The 17,379-nt window shown below is 74.5% G+C and carries 17 protein-coding genes and 1 pseudogene; 10 read left to right on the forward strand and 8 right to left on the reverse strand.

Going from position 1 to position 17,379, the window contains the following annotated elements; translation table 11 throughout:
* Positions 1–58 precede the first annotated feature (58 nt).
* Positions 59–1,996: an MDR family MFS transporter gene (locus RM572_RS00115; RefSeq protein WP_394813505.1), complete on the forward strand. Its 1,938-nt coding sequence runs from the start codon at positions 59–61 to the stop codon at positions 1,994–1,996.
* 48 nt (positions 1,997–2,044) lie between these two features.
* Here RM572_RS00115 and RM572_RS00120 read toward each other — a convergent pair whose 3' ends face one another.
* From RM572_RS00120 to RM572_RS00130, 3 genes are all read right to left on the reverse strand, one after another.
* A complete protein-coding gene (locus tag RM572_RS00120) occupies positions 2,045–2,710 on the reverse strand; it encodes an HAD-IA family hydrolase (RefSeq protein WP_311671190.1) in 666 nt (221 codons plus the stop codon).
* A 247-nt stretch (positions 2,711–2,957) separates the two neighbouring features.
* The gene (locus RM572_RS00125) at positions 2,958–3,545 is read right to left on the reverse strand and encodes a TMEM165/GDT1 family protein (protein ID WP_311671191.1); all 588 of its coding nucleotides are present in this window, start codon (positions 3,543–3,545) and stop codon (positions 2,958–2,960) included.
* Positions 3,546–3,788: 243 nt separating this feature from the next.
* Entirely contained in the window at positions 3,789–4,580 is a 792-nt protein-coding gene (locus RM572_RS00130) for an ABC transporter permease (protein WP_311671192.1), read from the reverse strand.
* A 98-nt stretch (positions 4,581–4,678) separates the two neighbouring features.
* Between RM572_RS00130 and RM572_RS00135 the strand changes: the two genes are divergently transcribed.
* Both RM572_RS00135 and RM572_RS00140 read left to right on the forward strand, forming a co-directional pair.
* On the forward strand, positions 4,679–6,406 hold the full coding sequence (locus RM572_RS00135; protein WP_311671193.1) for an alkaline phosphatase D family protein: 1,728 nt from the start codon (positions 4,679–4,681) through the stop codon (positions 6,404–6,406).
* Positions 6,407–6,531: 125 nt separating this feature from the next.
* A complete protein-coding gene (locus RM572_RS00140; RefSeq protein ID WP_394813484.1) occupies positions 6,532–7,308 on the forward strand; it encodes a DedA family protein in 777 nt (258 codons plus the stop codon).
* 7 nt (positions 7,309–7,315) lie between these two features.
* Here the strand turns inward: RM572_RS00140 and RM572_RS00145 are convergent, their stop codons facing one another.
* The 3 genes from RM572_RS00145 to RM572_RS00155 all read right to left on the reverse strand — a co-directional run bounded on the left by RM572_RS00145 (position 7,316) and on the right by RM572_RS00155 (position 10,055).
* Positions 7,316–8,365 (reverse strand): chitinase, encoded by a 1,050-nt coding sequence (locus RM572_RS00145; protein WP_311671195.1) that lies wholly within the window; start codon positions 8,363–8,365, stop codon positions 7,316–7,318.
* Positions 8,366–8,453: 88 nt separating this feature from the next.
* The gene (locus tag RM572_RS00150) at positions 8,454–8,939 is read right to left on the reverse strand and encodes an STAS domain-containing protein (protein WP_311671196.1); all 486 of its coding nucleotides are present in this window, start codon (positions 8,937–8,939) and stop codon (positions 8,454–8,456) included.
* Positions 8,940–9,188: 249 nt separating this feature from the next.
* On the reverse strand, positions 9,189–10,055 hold the full coding sequence (locus RM572_RS00155) for a universal stress protein (protein ID WP_311671197.1): 867 nt from the start codon (positions 10,053–10,055) through the stop codon (positions 9,189–9,191).
* A gap of 321 nt (positions 10,056–10,376) precedes the next feature.
* On the opposite strand from RM572_RS00155, the gene RM572_RS00160 reads away from it, so the two are divergent.
* The 7 genes and pseudogenes from RM572_RS00160 to RM572_RS00190 form a co-directional block, all read left to right on the forward strand.
* Entirely contained in the window at positions 10,377–11,375 is a 999-nt protein-coding gene (locus RM572_RS00160) for an inorganic phosphate transporter (RefSeq protein WP_311671198.1), read from the forward strand.
* Positions 11,376–11,390: 15 nt separating this feature from the next.
* Positions 11,391–12,110, forward strand: a complete 720-nt coding sequence (locus RM572_RS00165; protein ID WP_311671199.1) for a hypothetical protein — start codon at positions 11,391–11,393, stop codon at positions 12,108–12,110.
* 55 nt (positions 12,111–12,165) lie between these two features.
* Complete coding sequence (locus tag RM572_RS00170) at positions 12,166–12,813, forward strand: class I SAM-dependent methyltransferase (RefSeq protein WP_311671200.1); 648 nt, start codon at positions 12,166–12,168, stop codon at positions 12,811–12,813.
* A gap of 13 nt (positions 12,814–12,826) precedes the next feature.
* Positions 12,827–13,204 carry a nuclear transport factor 2 family protein gene (locus RM572_RS00175; protein ID WP_311671201.1) on the forward strand — a complete coding sequence of 126 codons (378 nt, stop codon included), beginning with the start codon at positions 12,827–12,829 and terminating at the stop codon, positions 13,202–13,204.
* A gap of 54 nt (positions 13,205–13,258) precedes the next feature.
* On the forward strand, positions 13,259–14,074 hold the full coding sequence (locus RM572_RS00180; protein WP_311671202.1) for a DUF1028 domain-containing protein: 816 nt from the start codon (positions 13,259–13,261) through the stop codon (positions 14,072–14,074).
* Between the two features lie 317 nt (positions 14,075–14,391).
* Complete coding sequence (locus RM572_RS00185; protein WP_136184340.1) at positions 14,392–14,547, forward strand: hypothetical protein; 156 nt, start codon at positions 14,392–14,394, stop codon at positions 14,545–14,547.
* A gap of 201 nt (positions 14,548–14,748) precedes the next feature.
* A pseudogene (locus RM572_RS00190) lies at positions 14,749–15,006 on the forward strand (histidine phosphatase family protein); the annotation flags it as partial.
* A 33-nt stretch (positions 15,007–15,039) separates the two neighbouring features.
* On the opposite strand, the gene RM572_RS00195 reads toward RM572_RS00190, so the two are convergent.
* Positions 15,040–15,594 (reverse strand): hypothetical protein, encoded by a 555-nt coding sequence (locus tag RM572_RS00195; protein WP_311671203.1) that lies wholly within the window; start codon positions 15,592–15,594, stop codon positions 15,040–15,042.
* 97 nt (positions 15,595–15,691) lie between these two features.
* Positions 15,692–16,870: a M48 family metallopeptidase gene (locus RM572_RS00200; RefSeq protein WP_311671204.1), complete on the reverse strand. Its 1,179-nt coding sequence runs from the start codon at positions 16,868–16,870 to the stop codon at positions 15,692–15,694.
* Between the last annotated feature and the right edge of the window lie 509 nt (positions 16,871–17,379).

The following is a 17,379-nucleotide window of genomic DNA, read 5'->3' on the forward strand; positions in this document are numbered from 1 at the left end:
TGACGCCTCCCACCCCGGGCGGTCGTTCTGGCCGGCCCTGGGGGCGCTGCTGCTCGGCATGCTGCTGGCGGCACTGGACCAGACGATCGTCGCGACGGCTCTGCCGACGATCGTCAGCGAGCTGGGCGGCCTGGACCACCTGTCCTGGGTGGTCACCGCGTACCTGCTGGCCGCCACCGCAGCGACGCCGCTCTGGGGCAAGCTGGGCGACCAGTACGGGCGGAAGAAGCTCTTCCAGACCGCGATCGTGCTCTTCCTCGCGGGTTCCGCGCTGTGCGGGGTGGCGCAGGACATGGGCCAGCTGATCGGCTTCCGCGCCCTCCAGGGGCTCGGCGGCGGCGGCCTGATGACGCTGTCCATGGCGATCGTCGGCGACCTCGTCCCGCCGCGCGAACGCGGCCGCTACCAGGGCCTGTTCGGCGCGGTCTTCGGCACCACCAGCGTGCTGGGGCCGCTGCTGGGCGGCTTCTTCACCCAGCACCTGGACTGGCGCTGGGTCTTCTACATCAACCTGCCGTTCGGCGCGCTGGCGCTGGTCGTCGCGGCGACCGCGCTGCACCTGCCGTCCCGCCCGCACCGGCACCGCATCGACTACCTCGGCACCCTCCTGGTCGCCTCGGTCGCCACCTGCCTGGTGCTGACGGCCTCGCTGGGCGGCACCACCTGGCCGTGGCTGTCCTGGCAGACCGCCGCGCTGGTGCTGACGGCGGCGCTGCTGCTGGTGGTGTTCGTCCGCGTGGAGCGGCGGGCCGTCGAGCCGGTCGTCCCGCTGACGCTGTTCCGGGTGCGGACGTTCACGCTGTGCTCGGCGATCGGCTTCGTCGTCGGCTTCGCGATGTTCGGCGCGCTGACCTACCTGCCGACGTTCCTCCAGGTCGTGCAGGGCGTGTCCCCCACGATGTCGGGGGTGCACATGCTGCCGATGGTCGCGGGGATGCTGCTCTCCTCGACCCTGTCCGGGCAGCTCGTCAGCCGCACCGGCCGGTGGAAGGTCTTCCCCGTGCTCGGCACCGCGGTGACCGGCGTGGGCCTGCTCCTGCTGCACCGCCTGGACCCGGCCGTCTCCACCTGGGAGGCGAGCGTCTACTTCACCGTCTTCGGCCTCGGGCTCGGCCTGGTCATGCAGGTGCTGGTGCTGGCCGTGCAGAACGCCGTCGGCTACGAGGACCTGGGCGTCGCCACGTCCGGCGCCAGCTTCTTCCGCTCGGTGGGCGCGGCGTTCGGCGTCGCCGTGTTCGGCACGCTCTTCGCCGGGCGGCTCGGGGACGAACTGTCCGCCGCGCTGCGCGGCCGGGCGCTGCCGCCGGGCGTCTCGGTGGCCGGTCTCCAGGAGGACCCCCGCGGTGTCGCCGCACTGCCCCCGCAGGCCCGGAGCGCGGTGCTGGAGGCGTACTCCACCGCCATCACCGACGTCTTCCTCTTCGCCGCGCCCGTGGTCCTGGTGGCGTTCGTGCTCTCGCTGCTGCTCCGGGAGGACCCGCTGCGCGGCAGCGTCCGCACCCCCGAGGCCAGCGAGACGCTGGTCAACCATCCGGTGGAACGGTCCTCCGCCGACGAGGTGCGCCGTGCGCTGTCCGTCCTGGGCACCCGCGAGGGGCGCCGCGACCTGTACGCGCGGATCGCCGACCGTTCGGGGGTGGAACTGCGCCCCGCCGCGTGCTGGATGGTGCTGCGGATCAGGCGCTACGGCTCGGTGGAACCGGCACTCCTGGCCCACCGCGTCGGGTTGCCGCGGGCCGTGGTCGCGGAGGCCGCACGGGAGCTGGAGGAGCGGGGGCTGGCGCTGCGGGAGGGTGTCCCGCTGGTCCTCACCGCGGCCGGGTACGACGTGGCCGAACGGCTCGCCGCCGCGCGCGAGGCCTCGCTCGCCGAGCTGCTCGGCGACTGGTGGACGGCGGACCGCCCGCACGAACTGAGCGAGCTGGTGCATGAACTCGGCCAGGAGCTGTGCGGCGCGGACGAGGAGATTCCGCGGAGACCGGAAGGCCGGTCCTGAGGCGTGCGGCGACGCCGGCGGCGCGCAGGCGGGCCCGGAGCGGGCGGGTCAGGCGGGAAGGTGCAGGGTGAAGACGCCGTCCCCGGTGGCGGCGACCCGCAGACCGGTGAGGTCCGGCACGACCAGGTCGGGGCCGTGTTCGGCGGCGCGCGGACCGACGCCGACGACGCGCATCCCGGCGGCCTTCGCCGCGGCGATCCCGGCGCCGGAGTCCTCGAAGGCGAGGCAGTCCTCCGGGGCGTGACCGAGTTCGGCGGCGCCCTTGAGGAAGCCTTCGGGGTCGGGCTTGCTGGCGCTCACCGACTCGGCGGTGACGCGGGTCTCCGGCAGCGGCAGCGCGGCCGTCCGCATCCGGGCGGTGGACAGCGGCGCGTCGGCGGACGTGACCAGCGCGTGCGGCACGGCGGCGGCACGGAGGGCGGCGAGGAAGTCCCCGGCGCCGCCGACCGGAACGACGCCGTCCATGTCGGCGGTCTCGGCGGCGAGCAGCTCGCGGTTCTCCGCGTGGTTGCGCTCCATCGGGCGGTCCGGCAGCAGTGCGGCCATGGTGGTGTAGCCCTGACGGCCGTGCACGACGGACAGCACGTGCGCCTCGTCCAGGCCGTGGTCGCGGGCCCAGCCGCGCCAGACGCGCTCCACGACCGCGTCCGAGTCGACGAGTGTCCCGTCCATGTCGAGCAGCAGCGCGCGGAACGTCGGCGTGGGGAGGGGCATACGGCGGTACTCCCGTCGGCGGGTGGCGAACGGTGCGGCGTGTACGGCGTACGCACGGGTGCGCCTGCGCCGTACGGCGAAAAAGATGGTCCCGCCCCTCCGGGTCAGGGACACGGGGCGGAACCACTTTGTTCCTACACGATACAAACAACGCCCCCGTCACGCCAGTCCGGTCTCCGGCAAACCTCTGCCCGACGAAGACAGCACGGGGAGAGCCGTCGGCCGGGAGCGCCGCACCGGCGCGCCGTCAGGCGGAGACGGCCTCGTAGAGGCTGTACGCGCCGAGGGCGGCCATCACCACCGCAGCCACCTTGGTGATCAGCCCGAGCGGCACGTACTTCATCAGCGTGCGGCCCCCGACGATGCCGAGCGCCGCCACCGCCCACAGGGCCAGCAGCGCGCCGACACCGACCGACAGCCAGTCGTCGTAGCGGGCGGCGAGGTTGGCCGTCATGATCTGCGTCAGGTCGCCGAACTCGGCGACGAGGATCAGTGAGAAGCCGCTGCCCGCCACCTTCCAGAAGGTCTGGTCGGCGGGCGTCCTGGCCTGTTCCTCGTCCCCGCCCTCGTCCTTCTTCAGCAGCAGGAACGCCGCCCCCGCGAGGAAGAGCAGGCCGACGAAGGCGTCCACCAGGCGGGTGGGCAGCAGGGTGAGGACGCTCCCGGCCGCGAGGGCCAGCGCGACGTGCACCGTGAAGGCGGCGGCGACGCCGGCGAAGACGTACGACGCGCGGTAGCGGGTGCCGAGCACCAGCCCGGCCAGAGCGGTCTTGTCGGGCAGTTCGGCCAGGAAGACGACGCCGAAGGTCACGGCGGCGGTGGTGAGACTGAACACGGGAGCGGGTTCCTCGATCGGTCGGGCTGCCGGAGCCGTCGGTGACCGCGAGACGCGCACACTTCGGCCCGGCAGCGTGCGGTCATGCGGTCGTGCAGACATGGCTCACGCTGCGGCCGAAGGTCTCGCTGGCGCGTACGGGCCCCGCCGGTGACGGCGGGCCGTGCGCGCTCCGGGCGCCGGGGCGGTGGGACGCGGAACACGTCCGCGAGCCGCCCAGTGTGTCGACGGTCCGGCGAAGAGCTACTCCCCTTCGATCGCATGCCAGGGTACGCGATACATCCGGCCGCGCGCGATCAGCTCCAGGACGGCGGCCACCGCCACCGTCTGCGCCAGCATCAGCGCGACGAGGACGAAGAGCTGCACCGCCCCCGCCATCAGCGGGGAGGCACCGCCCAGCAGCATGCCGACGAAGGCGCCGGGGAGTGTGACGAGCCCCACCGTCCGGGTCTGGTCGAGGCCGGGGACCAGGGCCCCGACCGCCGCCGGGCGGGCGATCTCCAGCCGCGCCTCACGGGCCGGCAGGCCCAGGGACAGGGCGGCCTCCACCTCCCCGCGGCGTGTCCGCAGCTCGTCCAGGGCATGCCGGCCCGCCAGCGCGGTGGCGGTCATCGTCCCGCCGATGAGGATGCCCGCGACGGGCACCAGCGTGATGCCCCGCAGCGGCACGAGCCCGGTGAGGAGTACCACGACCAGCACCGGCCCGACGCCCGCACCGACCGGCGCCGCCGCCCACCACCAGGTGCGGTTGCCGGTGATCCGGCGGCCCGCGGTGCGCACCGCGACGGCGTACATCAGGAACACGAAGGCCAGCAGGGTCGGCACCGCGCCGATCACCCACCCGATGAGCAGCGACACCGCCCCCAGCTGCACGGTCGCCCGCACTCCGGCCAGCGCGACGGCCCGCGCGTGGCGGCGTCCGTCGGCGTGTACGAGGTGCGCGGCGGCGCCGACGCCCATCGCGGCGAGCAGCAGTACCGCCAGGACGACGCCGAGCGTGGTGTTCACGGGCAGCAGGGCGTCGGCGGCGAGCACGCGCGTAGCCTACGGCGCCGGGACCGCCCGCGCGCTCGGGGAACTACCGGGCGGCCCGGTCGTTCCGTACGGTGTCGAGCGTCTGAAGGGAGGCCGGGATGCCCGAGCTGCGCCTGGGTCCACTGCTGCGGTACGTGGACGAGGACACCGCCACCGTGTGGGTGGAGACCGACCGCGCCTGCGAGGTGGAGGTGCGCTGCGTCCCCGGCCCGGAGGCCGCGGGAGGCCGGAGCCGCACGGTGGACGGGGGCACCCCCGCGGGCGGCGGCGCCCGCACCTGGCAGGTGTCCGGGCACCACTACGCGCTGGTGACCGTCGTCGGCCTGGAGCCCGGCACGCGGACGCCCTACCAGGTGCTGCTGGACGGCGAACAGGTGTGGCCGCTCCCCGATCCCGCGATGCCGCCCAGCCTCATCCGTACGCGCGCCCCGGACGGTGCGGATCCGCTGCGGGTGGCGTTCGGCTCGTGCCGCTGGGCGGCGCGCCCCGCGGACAGTTCCCACCACTCGGTCGGCCCGGACGCGCTGGAGGCGCTGGCCCGGCAGATACGCGCGGACGGCGAGACGCCGGACGTGCTGCTGCTCCTGGGCGACCAGGTGTACGCCGACGAGACGTCGGCGGGGATGCGGGCGCGGCTGGCGGAGCACCGCGACCTGGACGAGCCGCCCTGGGGACAGGTGGCGGACTACGGGGAGTACACCGAGCTGTACTACGAATCGTGGCTCACGCCGGAGGTGCGCTGGCTGTTGTCGACCGTGCCCACCTGCATGATCTTCGACGACCACGACGTCATCGACGACTGGAACACCAGCGCCGCCTGGCGGCGCGACATCGCGGAGCACCCCTGGTGGCGGGAGCGCATCCTCGGCGGCCTCACCTCGTACTGGGTCTACCAGCATCTGGGCAACCTCAGCCCGGGCGAGCTGGCGGAGGATCCGTTGTTCGCCGCCGTCCGCGGGGCGGAGGACGGTGCGGAGGTGCTGCGCAAGTTCGCGGCCGAGGCCGACGCGGACCCGGCGTCGTTCCGCTGGAGCTACCGCAGGGACTTCGGACGCGTACGGCTGCTGATGGCCGACAGCCGGGCCGCCCGCGTGCTGGACGAGCAGCACCGGGCGATGCTCGACGAGAGCGAGTGGGCGTGGCTGCGCGCGCAGGCCCTGGAGCCGGACTGCGATCATCTGCTGATCGGTTCGTCCTTGCCGTGGCTGCTGCCGCCCGCCATTCACGACACCGAGGCGTGGAACGCGGCGCTGTGCGCCGGGGCGCGCGGCGAGGCGTGGGCCCGCCGCGGGGAGAAGCTGCGCCGGGCCGGCGACCTCGAGCACTGGGCCGCGTTCCCGGAGTCGTTCCTGCAACTGGCCGAGCTCGTGGCGGAGGTGGGCGGGGGCCCCGGCGCCCCGGCGACCGTGTGCGTGCTGTCCGGCGACGTGCACCACGCCTACCTGGCCGAACCGCACTTCGCCCAGCCCCACTTCGCCCGGCCACCGGACTCCCGCGTGGTGCAGCTCACCTGCTCACCGGTGCACAACAGCATCCCGAAGTACATGCACTGGGGCTTCCGCTTCGGCTGGAGCCGCGCGGGCCGCCGGCTGGGCAGGCTGATCGCCCGTCACGCCCGGCTGCCGAAGCCCGCGCTGAGCTGGGACCGTACCGGCGGCCCCTGGTTCGGCAACCATCTGATGACGCTCGTCCTGCACGGCCGCTCGGCCCGCCTGGCCCTGGACCGCGCGGATGCGACGGCTCCCGCCCCGGGTGCCGGGCCGCAGCCCGGGTCGCTCCTGTCCCGGGTGCTGGAGCGCGAACTGTCCCCGCCCGGAGACGGCTGACGCGCCGACACGGGCGCACCCCGTGCGCCCCACCCGTCCCCGCGGCCCCGTGCGCGCGTAGGCTGTCCCCCAGGTAAGCGGGGAGCCGACGGCAGTCGAACGGGGGCAGGACTGTGCAGGAGAACGTGGATGCCCTGCTGGGTACGCCGTGGGTCTACGCGCTGATCACGCTGTCCGTCCTCCTGGACATCTGGCTCCCCGTCCTGCCCAGCGGCGTGCTGGTCATCGCCGCGGCCACGGCGGTGGCGGGCACCACGGCGGCGGAGGCGGCGGAGGTCGCCGGCACCGCGGGAGCGGCCGGAGCCGCACGCGCGGCGGAGGCGGCGACGCACCTCCCGGAGATGCTGGCGCTCGTACTGTGCGCGGCGACCGCGTCCGTACTGGGCGACCTGCTGGTGTACCGCCTTGCCTGGCGCGGCGGCTCGTGGTTCGAACGGGCCGTGGCGCGGTCGCGCCGCCTGACGGTCGCCCAGGAACGGCTCGGCCAGGCGCTCGTGCGCGGCGGCGGAGCGCTGGTGGTACTCGCCCGGTTCGCCCCGGCCGGGCGGTCCGTGGTCAGCCTGACGGCGGGCGCGGCACACCGGCGGGCGAAGGAGTTCGTGCCGTGGTCGGCCCTGGCGGGGCTGGCCTGGGCGGCGTACAGCGTGGGCCTCGGCTGGTTCGGCAGCCAGTGGATGGGGGCGACCTGGATGGGCGCGGCGGTCTCGGTGCTCGCCCTCTTCGCGGCCGGGTCGCTGGCGGCGTACGTGATACGGCGTTCGCCGGCCGCCGCCCCGACGGCCGGCACGACCGTACCGGCCCCTGCGGGACCAGCGGCCGTCGAGTCCCGTCCCGCGCACACCCACCCCGGCGCGCCCACGGGTGCGGCCGGGCCTGCCGGCGCGCCGGCGCGCCGCGGCTGACGGCGGGTCACCGACGCGGCGCTGCGGGGCCGCGGTAGCCGGCGAGGATACCGGTGTACGCCCAGTCGCGCTGACCGACGCCCGAGCAGGTGTCGTCGGAGGGGTACCGGTCGTCCGGGCACTTGCGGTCGCGGTTGACGGACCAGAACGACAGCCGTCCCAGCCCGGTGCGCTCCGCGTACTCCACGAGCGTGCGGAAGTCCCGGACCGTCACCACCTCGCCGTGACCGGTGATTCCGGCCATGGTCGACACGCCCGCGTGCCGGTACGCCTCGGCCCGGCCGTACCCGTAGGCCCGCTGGAGGCGGGCGCTCAGCCCTTCGGCGGCCCGCACCGTGAGGTCGCCCATGTCGCGGCCCCAGCCGGCCTCGCCGAAGGCGAACGGCATGATCGTCCACACGTCCGGTTCCAGTCCCTCCTCTGCCGCCCGGCCGATCAGCCGCGCGTCCGGGCCCTTCGGACCCGACGGGAGGGTGACGTAGAGCGTCAGGCCGGGGTTGGCGGTCACGACGCGGCGCAGCGCAGCGACGGTGCGGGCGCGGACCTGCGGGTCGCGGTAGGCCCCCGTCTCGATGTCCACGTCGATCGCGGAGAGGCCGTACGCGTCGATGACCTCCTGGTAGGCCCCGGCGAGAGCGCGGGCCGAGGGGCAGGACCGCTCCAGCTTGTGGCCCAGCCCGCCGCCGAAGGAGGCGACGACGTCGCCGCCCGCCGCACGGACGGCCTCGATCGCCCGTTCGTCCCGGCCTCCGGTGAGCGGCCGTACGCCGTCCCAGCGGGGCGTGCAGGTGCCGCTGCTCAGCACGAACGCCAGGGTGAACCACCGCACCCCGGTCGCCTCCATGACCTCCACGGGATCGGGCGGGGCGCCCCAGCCGAGCGACAGGTACGGGGAGACGGGATCGGGCCGACCGGGCGTACGGGCCGGTGCAACGGCGCCCGTCCCGTCGGTCGCGTCGGCGGGCGGCGCCGTCGCGGGGAGGACCGTCGGGAGCAGCAGCAACGCGAGAAGGGCGGACGCACGGAGCAGGGCACGGCGACGCGGCACGCGGATCATGCACGGAATGTAGTCGCGGTCTCACGTGCGACCACCGGCGGCGCGCCGCACGCGTACGCGACGAGTCCGCCGGGACCCGGTGCGCGGGTCAGCGTGGGTGGCGGCCCGGGACGGCGTCGGGGTCGCGCCGGGCGGACGGCGGCCGGACGCCCCTCGCGGGCGAACCGTCCGCCCCGGGGGCGACGTCCACCGGCGGCCACACCGGGCGGTGCTCGTCGGGCACCCTGTCGAGGGCGGCACCCACCGTCGGCACGACCAGGAAGCGGTCGCGCACCTTCGTCTGGTCCAGGAGCTGGAGCAGACGGTTGCCGACCGACGCCAGGATGAGCCGGCCGTCGAGACGGCGGCAGAGCCAGTCGAGCGCGAGCAGGCAGTTGAGACCGCGCGAGTCGCAGAACGTCAGGGCCGTCAGGTCCAGCACCAGGTAGAGATGCCCGCTGTCGACCAGCTCGCCCGCGTCCGCGAGGAACCGCTGCTCCGTGTGCACGTCGAGTTCCCCGGCCGCGCGCAGCAGCGCGCACCCGTCGGTCGCGACGAGCAGCGTCAGATTGAGCCGCCTGCTCTTCTCGGACATCGCACCTCCCTCGGTCTCCCCCTGGCAGGGTACGTGCGCCGGACCCCGGTTCCGCGCAGCACCGGGCGCCAGGGGGCTCCGAAGGAGGTCGGAGGGCGTGTGTCACTCCTCACTGACACGTCCCTCGGCCCCGTCCGAGGCGCGGGCGACCGGACTCCCGGCGCGCGGGCGTGCGGCTTCGGAGCAGGGTCCTGCGTGCCGGCGTGCGCGGCGCGTGCGCGGGCGCGCGCCGGACTTCCCCGCACCGGATCAGTCGTGCGGGATGACGGCCACCGGCACCACGGCGTGGTGCATGACCGCATGCGTGACCGGACCGATGTACGTGCCGACCCGGTGCGTGTGCGGTCGGCGGCCGACCACCAGCAACGCCGCGTCGGCGGCCTCCTCCACCAGCTCGGCCGCCGGAGGTCCGACGAGCGTGCGACAGTCGGCCTGCACCGTCGGGTGACGCTCCTGCCAGGGGCGCAGGTGGGAGCGGAGCCGTTCGGTCTGCTCCTCGATCATGCGGGCGTCCGCCGCGGGCGCCTCCCGCCGGTGCCGGAACCGGTGGGTCGGGGGCGCCTCCAGTCCGTACCGGACGCGCAGCCGCGCGGAACGGCGTGCGGCCGCGTCGAAGGCGAAGTCCAGGATCTCCTGCGGCGCCTTGTCGGGCTTGAGACCGACCACCACGTCGCCCTTGCGGTCCACCGCGTCCTCGCCCTTCGGCGCGCGGACGAGAACCACCGGGCAGCGGGCGTGGGCCACCGCGGGAAGCGCCGCCGAGCCCACGAAGAACCCGCGCAGTCCGCCCAGACCGCGGGTGCCGAGGACCAGCAGGTCGGAGCGCGAGGCGATCTCGTCGAGGACGTTCGCGGGGCGGCCCGCGACGACCTGCGAGGTGAGCCGCAGCCCCGGATGCCGGCTGCCGACGGCGTCGGCGGCCTCCTGCACGACGCGCTCGGCGTGGTCGATCTCCACCTGGTCGTCCTGGAGCTGCGAGAACGGGTACACCCCGGTCTCGTGGACCTGCACGATCTCCAGCGTCGCGCTCCGGCGGACCGCCTCCGCGGCCGCCCAGTCGAGTGCCGCCCGGCTCTCACGCGAGCCGTCCAGTCCCGCCGTCACGGTGTGGGACATCGTGTACCTCCTCCGGAGAGGCTCCGGTGGCGCATGTCGCCGCCTCCCCACCAGGATGGCGCGACACGGCCCGCGGCGCGCGCGACGTACCCACGTACCGACGTACCGACGTACCAGGGAGTCTCCGACCGGGCCGCCGGACGGCACGCCGACGCCGTGTCGGGGGCGCGATTCACCGCCGGGCCGCCTAGGCTGCTGGCGAACCGGAACCGGCGGGACGGGCCCGGGAACGGCGGCGTCAGCGGCCCCGGAGCATCGGACGCCGAGCCGGGACCCGGTCGGCTCGTCGTAGCACGACCCCGACCGAGCGGGAGGACCGCGATGGAGCTCGCCCTGGTCCTGGTGATCATCGCGGTGGGTCTGACCTTCGACTTCACCAACGGCTTCCACGACGCGGCGAACGCCATCGCCACCTCGATCTCCACCCGCGCGCTCACCCCGCGCATCGCGCTCGGGCTGGCGGCGGTGACCAACTTCGCCGGCGCCTTCCTCGGTACCGAGGTGGCCAAGACGGTGGGAAGCGGAATCATCGGCGCGCCCACCGGCGTGGACGGCCTGCTGATCGTCCTCGGCGCGCTCGTCGGTGCCATCGCCTGGAACATCCTCACCTGGTGGCTCGGCCTGCCCACGTCCTCCTCGCACGCCCTGATCGGGGGCCTGGTCGGCTCCGCGCTGGCCGCCGCGGGCACCGTGCACTGGATGGGAGTGGTCGACGACGTCGTGCTGCCGATGGTCCTCTCACCGCTGGTCGGCATGACCCTGGCCTACCTGCTGCACGCGGGCCTCCTCTGGGTCTTCCGCCGTGCCAACCCGCGGAAGGCGACCCGCCGCTTCCGCATGGCGCAGACCGTCTCCGCCGCCGCCATGGGGCTGGGGCACGGCCTCCAGGACGCGCAGAAGACGATGGGCGTGATCGTCCTCGCACTGGTCACCGCCGGGTGGCAGGAGTCCTTCGACGTCCCGCTCTGGGTGATCGCCGCGGTCGCCCTCGCCATGGCGCTCGGCACCTACAGCGGCGGGCGCCGCATCATCACCACACTCGGACGGCGCATCGTCCACCTCGACCCGCCGCGCGGCTTCGCCGCGGAGTCCGTCGCCTCGTCGGTGCTGTACACCACGGCGTTCCTGTTCCACGCGCCGATCTCCACCACGCAGACGATCACCTCCGCGATCATGGGCGCGGGCGCCACACGCGGCCTCGCCGCCGTACGCTGGGGAATGGCCCGGACCATCCTGGTCGCCTGGGTGCTCACCCTCCCCGGCGCGGCGCTCGTCGGCGCGGCATCGTTCTGGATCCTGCATCTGGCGACCGGGATCTGACCTGCGGAGGGCGCCATGCGCTTCCTGCACCACCCGCCGCCCCGCGACGACTTCCCCTCCCGCACGGCCCTCTCCGTGAGCCCCGGCGCGGCGCCCCAGCCGGAACGGTCCGAAACGCCCCGGCCCTCCGCCGCGCCTCCGGTCCCGGACGGTATGCCGGAGCCGCGTCCGTACGGGCATCTCGGCCCCGAGGACGGCGCCTGCCTGATGGAGACGGCGTCCCTGCTGGGCGCCGGGCCCTTCACCGACAGCCCTCGCGGCACCGACCCCGCCCTGGCCGCCCTCGCCCGCTCCGTCAACGACTCCGTCGGCGACCGGGCGCGCGTGGCCCTGCGGCCGCTCGCCGCGGACCTGGCCGACGCCCGCCCCGCCGACCGCGGCTTCGCCCCCCGCCTGATCGCCGACGTGCTGCACGCCGCCCGGGAGGCGGCCCCCGCCGCGCGGGGACTCGCCGCGCGCGAGGCGCGCTGCCGCGCCCGCGCGCGCCGGGTGTCGGCGTCTCCGGGCGGACGGACCGCCGCGGCGCGCGACACCGTCTGGTGGCGCGGCCCGGGCCGGCACCACCTCGAGCACGCGCTGCGCGTACTCCTGCGGGCCCCGGACGCCGAACGGCGTCTGGTCGCGGTCCTGCACGACGCCGTCGGCGCGGCCCGGCGTGCGACCGCCGGCGGCGCCGGGCCGGTCGCCTCCGAGAATCCGCCCCGCCCCTCCTCCCCCTCGGCTACCGTCGGCTGAGACCGCCCTCGTCCGGCCCGCGGACGGGGCCGGCCCCGAAGGGTGGCGATCGCCGATGCCGCAGGACATGCGCCGGCCCGTGTTCTCGCGGCTCTACGTCCGCTCGTCCGGCCCCGCCATGGAGCGGGCCGGCGGGAACAGGCACCGCCGCCGGATGCTGGCCGGTCTGCACGGCGAGGTCCTGGAGGTGGGTGCCGGCAACGGACTGAACCTCCCGCACCACCCTCCCGGCGTCACCCGCCTCGTCGCCCTCGAACCCGAGCCCCGCCTGCGCGCCCACGCCGAAGCGGCGGCCCGGACCGCTCCCGTACCGGTGGAGGTGGTGGACGGCGTCGCCGAACGCATCCCCGCACCGGACGCCTCCTTCGACGCGGCCGTCACGTGCCTGACCCTGTGTTCCGTCGCCGACCAGGGCCGTGCCCTCGACGAGATCCGCCGCGTGCTGCGTCCGGGCGGTGAACTGCGCTTCTGGGAGCACGTACGCGCCGACTCGCCGCGCATGCGGCGCGTCCAGCGCGCTCTGGACGCCACCCTGTGGCCACTGCTCTGCGGCGGCTGCCACACCGGCCGCGACACCCTCGCCGCGATCACCGCGGCCGGCTTCACCCTCGGCACGGTCGACCGCTTCGCCTTCCCCGACGTCTCCGTGCCCTGGCCGTCCACGCAGTGCGTCCTTGGGACTGCCGTTGTCAGTGCGGCCTGAGACGCTTCGGCTCATGGAACCCGCGAAGACCGTCGAAGCCCTCTGGCAGCGTATCCAGGACCGTGACTGGCCCGGCGCCGGCGCCCTGCTCGCCCAGGACGTCGTGGTGGAGTGGCCCGTCAGCGCCGAACGCATCGTCGGCCGGGACAACTTCCTCCGCGTCCAGTCCGAGTACCCGGAGGGCTGGTCGATCCGCGTCCTGCGCATCGTCGCCGACGGCGACCAGGTCGTCTCCGAAGTCGAGGTCCCGCACGAGGAGATGGGCCTGTTCCGCGCCGCCTCCTTCTGGACCGTGCGGGACGGCCTCGTCACCGCGGGCCGCGAGTACTGGACGGAGCCGGGCGCCGACCCCTCCCCGCAGTGGCGCCACCCGTACGTCCAGCGCCTCTGACGACCCCGCACACCCTCTGGTGCCGCGCCGCGCCGCCGCCTACCGTCCTGGTGCATGACGTTCTCGATCGTGGCGCGGTCCGGCGCGGCCTTCGGCATAGCGGTGGCCAGCAAGTTCCTCTCCGTGGGCGCGGTGGTGCCCGCCGCCGACGCGGGGGCGGGCGCGCTCGCCACCCAGGCCACGGCGAACCTCCGGTACCGCCCGCAAGGGCTCACCCTGCTGCGTACCGGAGTCCCGCCTGCCGACGTCGTCGCCGGCCTCGTCGCCACCGACGGCGAGCACGCCCACCGCCAGCTCGGCGTCGTCGGCCCGCAAGGCGACGGCGCGACGTACACCGGCGAGAAGTGCCTCGACTGGGCCGGCGGCACCTCCGGCGACGGCTACGCGATCCAGGGCAACATCCTCACCGGCCCCGAAGTGATCGACGCCATGGAGGCCGCCTGGCTCGAGGCCGCCGACGCCGACCTCGACAGGCGGCTGCTCGCCGCCCTCGCGGCGGGCGACGCCGCGGGCGGCGACCGGCGCGGCCGCCAGAGCGCCGCCCTCCACGTCGTCGCCCCCGGCGCCGGCTACGGCGGCATGAACGACACCGCCTGCGACCTCCGCGTCGACGACCACCCGCACCCCGTCACCGAGCTGCACCGCCTGCTCGACATGCACACCCTGCTCTTCGGCACTCCGGACCCCGACACCCTCCTCGACCTCACCGGCGAACTCGCCGAAGAGGTCCGCCGCCTCGTCGCCGCCCGCGGCCACACCGCCCTGGAGACCTGGGCCGGCGTCGAGAACCTCGAGAACCGCCTCGTTCCCGGCAGGATCGACCCCGTCGTCCTCGCCCACCTCCGCGCCCCCGACGCACAGGGCTCCTGACACCCGCCGCACGGGGCGAGCCCGTCCCGTCCCACCGCCAAGCGGCCCGGGCCTCCCCCCGCGCATCACCCCTGACCCGGCGTCAGCCGGAAGGCCCGCCACCACAGCTGGACCGCCCGCCCGAGAAACACGCCCTTGCACACGCATTCGATGCGCCAGGAGGGGCACTCGGTCGGCAGGCAACACGAACCCGGGGCCCTCAAGCCCCGTGGTTCCCACCCGCTCCCGCACACGGAACGTGCGGGAGACGCGGTACCGGCCCTGTCGACGAGAGACGCGGCCGCACACCGCAAAGGTCCTCAAGAGGGGAACAGCGCATGATCATTCTCGGTCTCATCCTCCTCCTCATCGGCATGTTGGCCGGTATCGGCCTTCTGACGACGGTCGGCGGCGTCCTCATCGTCGTCGGCGCGGTCCTGTGGATCCTCGGCTCCACCGGCCGCGCGGTCGGCGGCCGCAAGCACTTCTTCTAGACGCGCGTGCCGGGGCGCGAGTTCGGACGCACCCGCGGTCCGTCCACCGGCCCACGCCTGGCGCGGCGGAGCGGACATCACAACGAGGCGGCGGGCCCGTCGCCCCCTGGTACACCGGCCTCCCCGGCGTACCGGAACGACGGGCCCGCCTCGCCTCGTCACCCGCGCGACGAGGCATCCTGACCTGTGCCCGTACGACTCGTGTACGAGACGCATGCCACGACCACCGACAACGAGGCGGGTATCGCCACCGGGTGGCTGCCCGGCACGATGTCGGAGACCGGACGCCGACAGGCCGGCGAGCTCGGCGCTCGTCGCCGGAACGACGCCCTGTCCGCGGTGTACACCTCCGACCTGCACCGTGCCGTCGACACCGCGCACCTCGCCTTCTCGGGAACGGGCCTCCCGATCCACCAGGATGCTCGTCAGCGCGAGTGCGACTACGGCCACCTCAACGGCACTCCCGCCGCGCCGAAGTCGATGCGGCAGCAGTCAGGCTGCCGTTTCTCTCGCGGTGGCACGCCAGACGGCACGCACCCGCAGGGCCCCGGAGACGGTCACCCCGGTACCGGCCAGCAGCAGCGCCACACCCGTACCCACCACATCCGGCGCGTGGGCGATCCATCGCGAACCGACCCGGGTGGCGGTCACCTCGACAGGGTCCTCCCGGCCGTCGTGGTCGACGAAGGTGAGCCGGGTACGCAGCGGGGGCGGCTCCGGCCGCCGGGGTGGGCCCCCGGGACGATGGGCGATCAGCGCGTCCTGCCGGGCCTGACGCTGGATTCTTTCGGCCGTCTCGATCTGCGCACGGCTCATCCCGAAGCAGTGCCAGACGGTGCCGCCCTTCTCGACGCGCGTCTCGTGACAGCTGATCCGCGTGAACGTCTCCGTCTCCAGGCCCGGCGCTCCGGTCCCGACGGCGACCACTCCGCCGCCGGCCATCAGCAACAGCGCTCCCACGCCGAGCCGTAGCGCTCCCGCGCCCCTGCCGGACCGTCCCGCCGCGCGCACCTCGTCCATCCCGGCTCCCCCCGTCGTCGGACGCACGGGGCAAGCCTAGAAACGGCGGCGCGCACCGGGCAATGCTCAGCCGGTACCGCACGCGTCACCGTTCCGTCCCGGCAAGGCCCGCCGGGCACACCCCTCAGGCGTGAACGCAGTCCTGTACGACCGTGCGGGCCAGCGACGACCTCGGCTCACGCAGCTCGGCCTCGATGGCCTCGGCCGTGGCGTCGTCGAGTGTGACCGCAGCCGACAGTGCCGCCCCGAGCGTCATCCGCGCGACGCGCGCATCGGACGACGGCAGCCCGGAGTCCTCCTGCCCGGCGCCGTCGCGCCGGCCGTCGGACGGCGCGGCACCGTCACGCAACTCCGCTGTGTGCACTGCTACTTCGGCCCAGAACCGTTCGTCCGCGCGACCCGCCACACCAGGCTCGCGGAAAGTACGCAGGGCGACCGCCCTCCGCTGCACCTCGGCGCTCACGGGCCCGGCCAACTCCCGGGCGCGAAGGGCGGAGACCGCCGCCTCGGTGGAAGCCACCCGGGCCGCCACGGCGTCGGCGCGGAACTCCGCACGTCGCGCGCCCGGCAGCGTGAGCCGCACCAGCAGGCGCGCCGCGCTCCGCCCAACCCACTTGGGCAGCCACAGCATCCCGTCAGCCGCGCGGCTGCCCACGTCGTAGCGTCGCGCCGCCTCGGCCATCTCGTCCGCGTGGCGGGACAGCGGGGACCGCGCGGTGAACAGCGGCTCCACCGAGGAGAGCCGCCCCTCCTCACGCTCGGCGCTCTCCGACAGCGCACCGAGCGCGCTGCTCACCACGAAGCCACGGCGGTCGTCACCCGATACGAAGTGCCCCACCTCGTGGGCGACTGCCGCGACCCGCTCCTGCGGTGCGAGGGTGAGCCAGAGGGGCAGGCCGATCTCCAGCCCTCGCCTGCGCCGGATGCCGTAGGCGAAGGCCCGTACGGCGAAATCCGGGCTCACCTGCACGACGTGCAGCCGCCCCGCACCGGCCGTGTCCGCGATGTCGTCCAGCAGGACGAAGAGGTCCGGCGCATCCGCCCGTCGCAGCGTGGGCAGACCGGGGTCGAGCCGGCTCACCCGCGGACGCAGCAGGGCGGCGAACCCGAGCAGCAGCAGGCCGATCAGCGGCTGCACGACCGTCTCCCAGCCGAGGACGACCAGCGACAGCCCACCCGCGAGCAGGCCCGCCGTGAGCAGATGCGTCACCGCGGCGATGGCGTACGCCCCGGCCCTCCGCCACCCGACCCGATCTCTCGCTCCACCCACCTCGGCCTCGGCGGCGACTCTTCGCACCTTCACGTGACCTCCCCCGTCTCGCTCTCCAAAGCATAGGAAACACGGGCGGATCCGGCGAGAGAGCCGACGAAACGCGAAGACCCCACCGATCTCGGCAGGGTCTCGTACTGGTGGGCACAACAGGGGTACGCCCCCGTACGAATCCCTCGTGCCACCGGGCAGGAGCCCCTGGAAGGTCCTGTACCTTCCACAAGCCCCCACGATGACACCTGTCATCAGCCGCTTTACAACGCCGTTACAGATTGCGGTCATCGCGTCACCGCTGGAACATCGATCACGCAGGCCCGAGCTGCCGATCCCCCGTGGCCTGCGCGGTGCCCCCGTCGTCCGCCGGCGGCGGGCACCGCTTCCGCTCCCGTCCCGTGTGAAGGTTCCGTCGCGGGACGGGGCGGCGTCCCAGCGCGGGGAGATGGGACGCCGACACACCACGCCCCCGCCCGGACTCCCAGCGGGCGGGGGCACCTTCACTCGTCCGGGGCCACCGAGACTCGGCCATGGCTGCGCCGCGCTTC

The sequence above is a fragment of the Streptomyces hazeniae genome, assembly GCF_031845485.1.
GTDB classification, from domain to species: domain Bacteria; phylum Actinomycetota; class Actinomycetes; order Streptomycetales; family Streptomycetaceae; genus Streptomyces; species Streptomyces hazeniae.

What these genes read in the sequence shown, in the direction of transcription:
- RM572_RS00115 (WP_394813505.1), top strand. Translation starts at nt 59, where the DNA reads ATGCTGCTGGCGGCACTGGACCAGACGATCGTCGCGACGGCTCTGCCG.
- RM572_RS00120 (WP_311671190.1), bottom strand. Translation starts at nt 2,710, where the DNA reads ATGCCCCTCCCCACGCCGACGTTCCGCGCGCTGCTGCTCGACATGGAC.
- RM572_RS00135 (WP_311671193.1), top strand. Translation starts at nt 4,679, where the DNA reads ATGCCCGAGCTGCGCCTGGGTCCACTGCTGCGGTACGTGGACGAGGAC.
- RM572_RS00145 (WP_311671195.1), bottom strand. Translation starts at nt 8,365, where the DNA reads ATGATCCGCGTGCCGCGTCGCCGTGCCCTGCTCCGTGCGTCCGCCCTT.
- RM572_RS00150 (WP_311671196.1), bottom strand. Translation starts at nt 8,939, where the DNA reads ATGTCCGAGAAGAGCAGGCGGCTCAATCTGACGCTGCTCGTCGCGACC.
- RM572_RS00155 (WP_311671197.1), bottom strand. Translation starts at nt 10,055, where the DNA reads ATGTCCCACACCGTGACGGCGGGACTGGACGGCTCGCGTGAGAGCCGG.
- RM572_RS00160 (WP_311671198.1), top strand. Translation starts at nt 10,377, where the DNA reads ATGGAGCTCGCCCTGGTCCTGGTGATCATCGCGGTGGGTCTGACCTTC.
- RM572_RS00165 (WP_311671199.1), top strand. Translation starts at nt 11,391, where the DNA reads ATGCGCTTCCTGCACCACCCGCCGCCCCGCGACGACTTCCCCTCCCGC.
- RM572_RS00170 (WP_311671200.1), top strand. Translation starts at nt 12,166, where the DNA reads ATGCCGCAGGACATGCGCCGGCCCGTGTTCTCGCGGCTCTACGTCCGC.
- RM572_RS00175 (WP_311671201.1), top strand. Translation starts at nt 12,827, where the DNA reads ATGGAACCCGCGAAGACCGTCGAAGCCCTCTGGCAGCGTATCCAGGAC.
- RM572_RS00180 (WP_311671202.1), top strand. Translation starts at nt 13,259, where the DNA reads ATGACGTTCTCGATCGTGGCGCGGTCCGGCGCGGCCTTCGGCATAGCG.
- RM572_RS00185 (WP_136184340.1), top strand. Translation starts at nt 14,392, where the DNA reads ATGATCATTCTCGGTCTCATCCTCCTCCTCATCGGCATGTTGGCCGGT.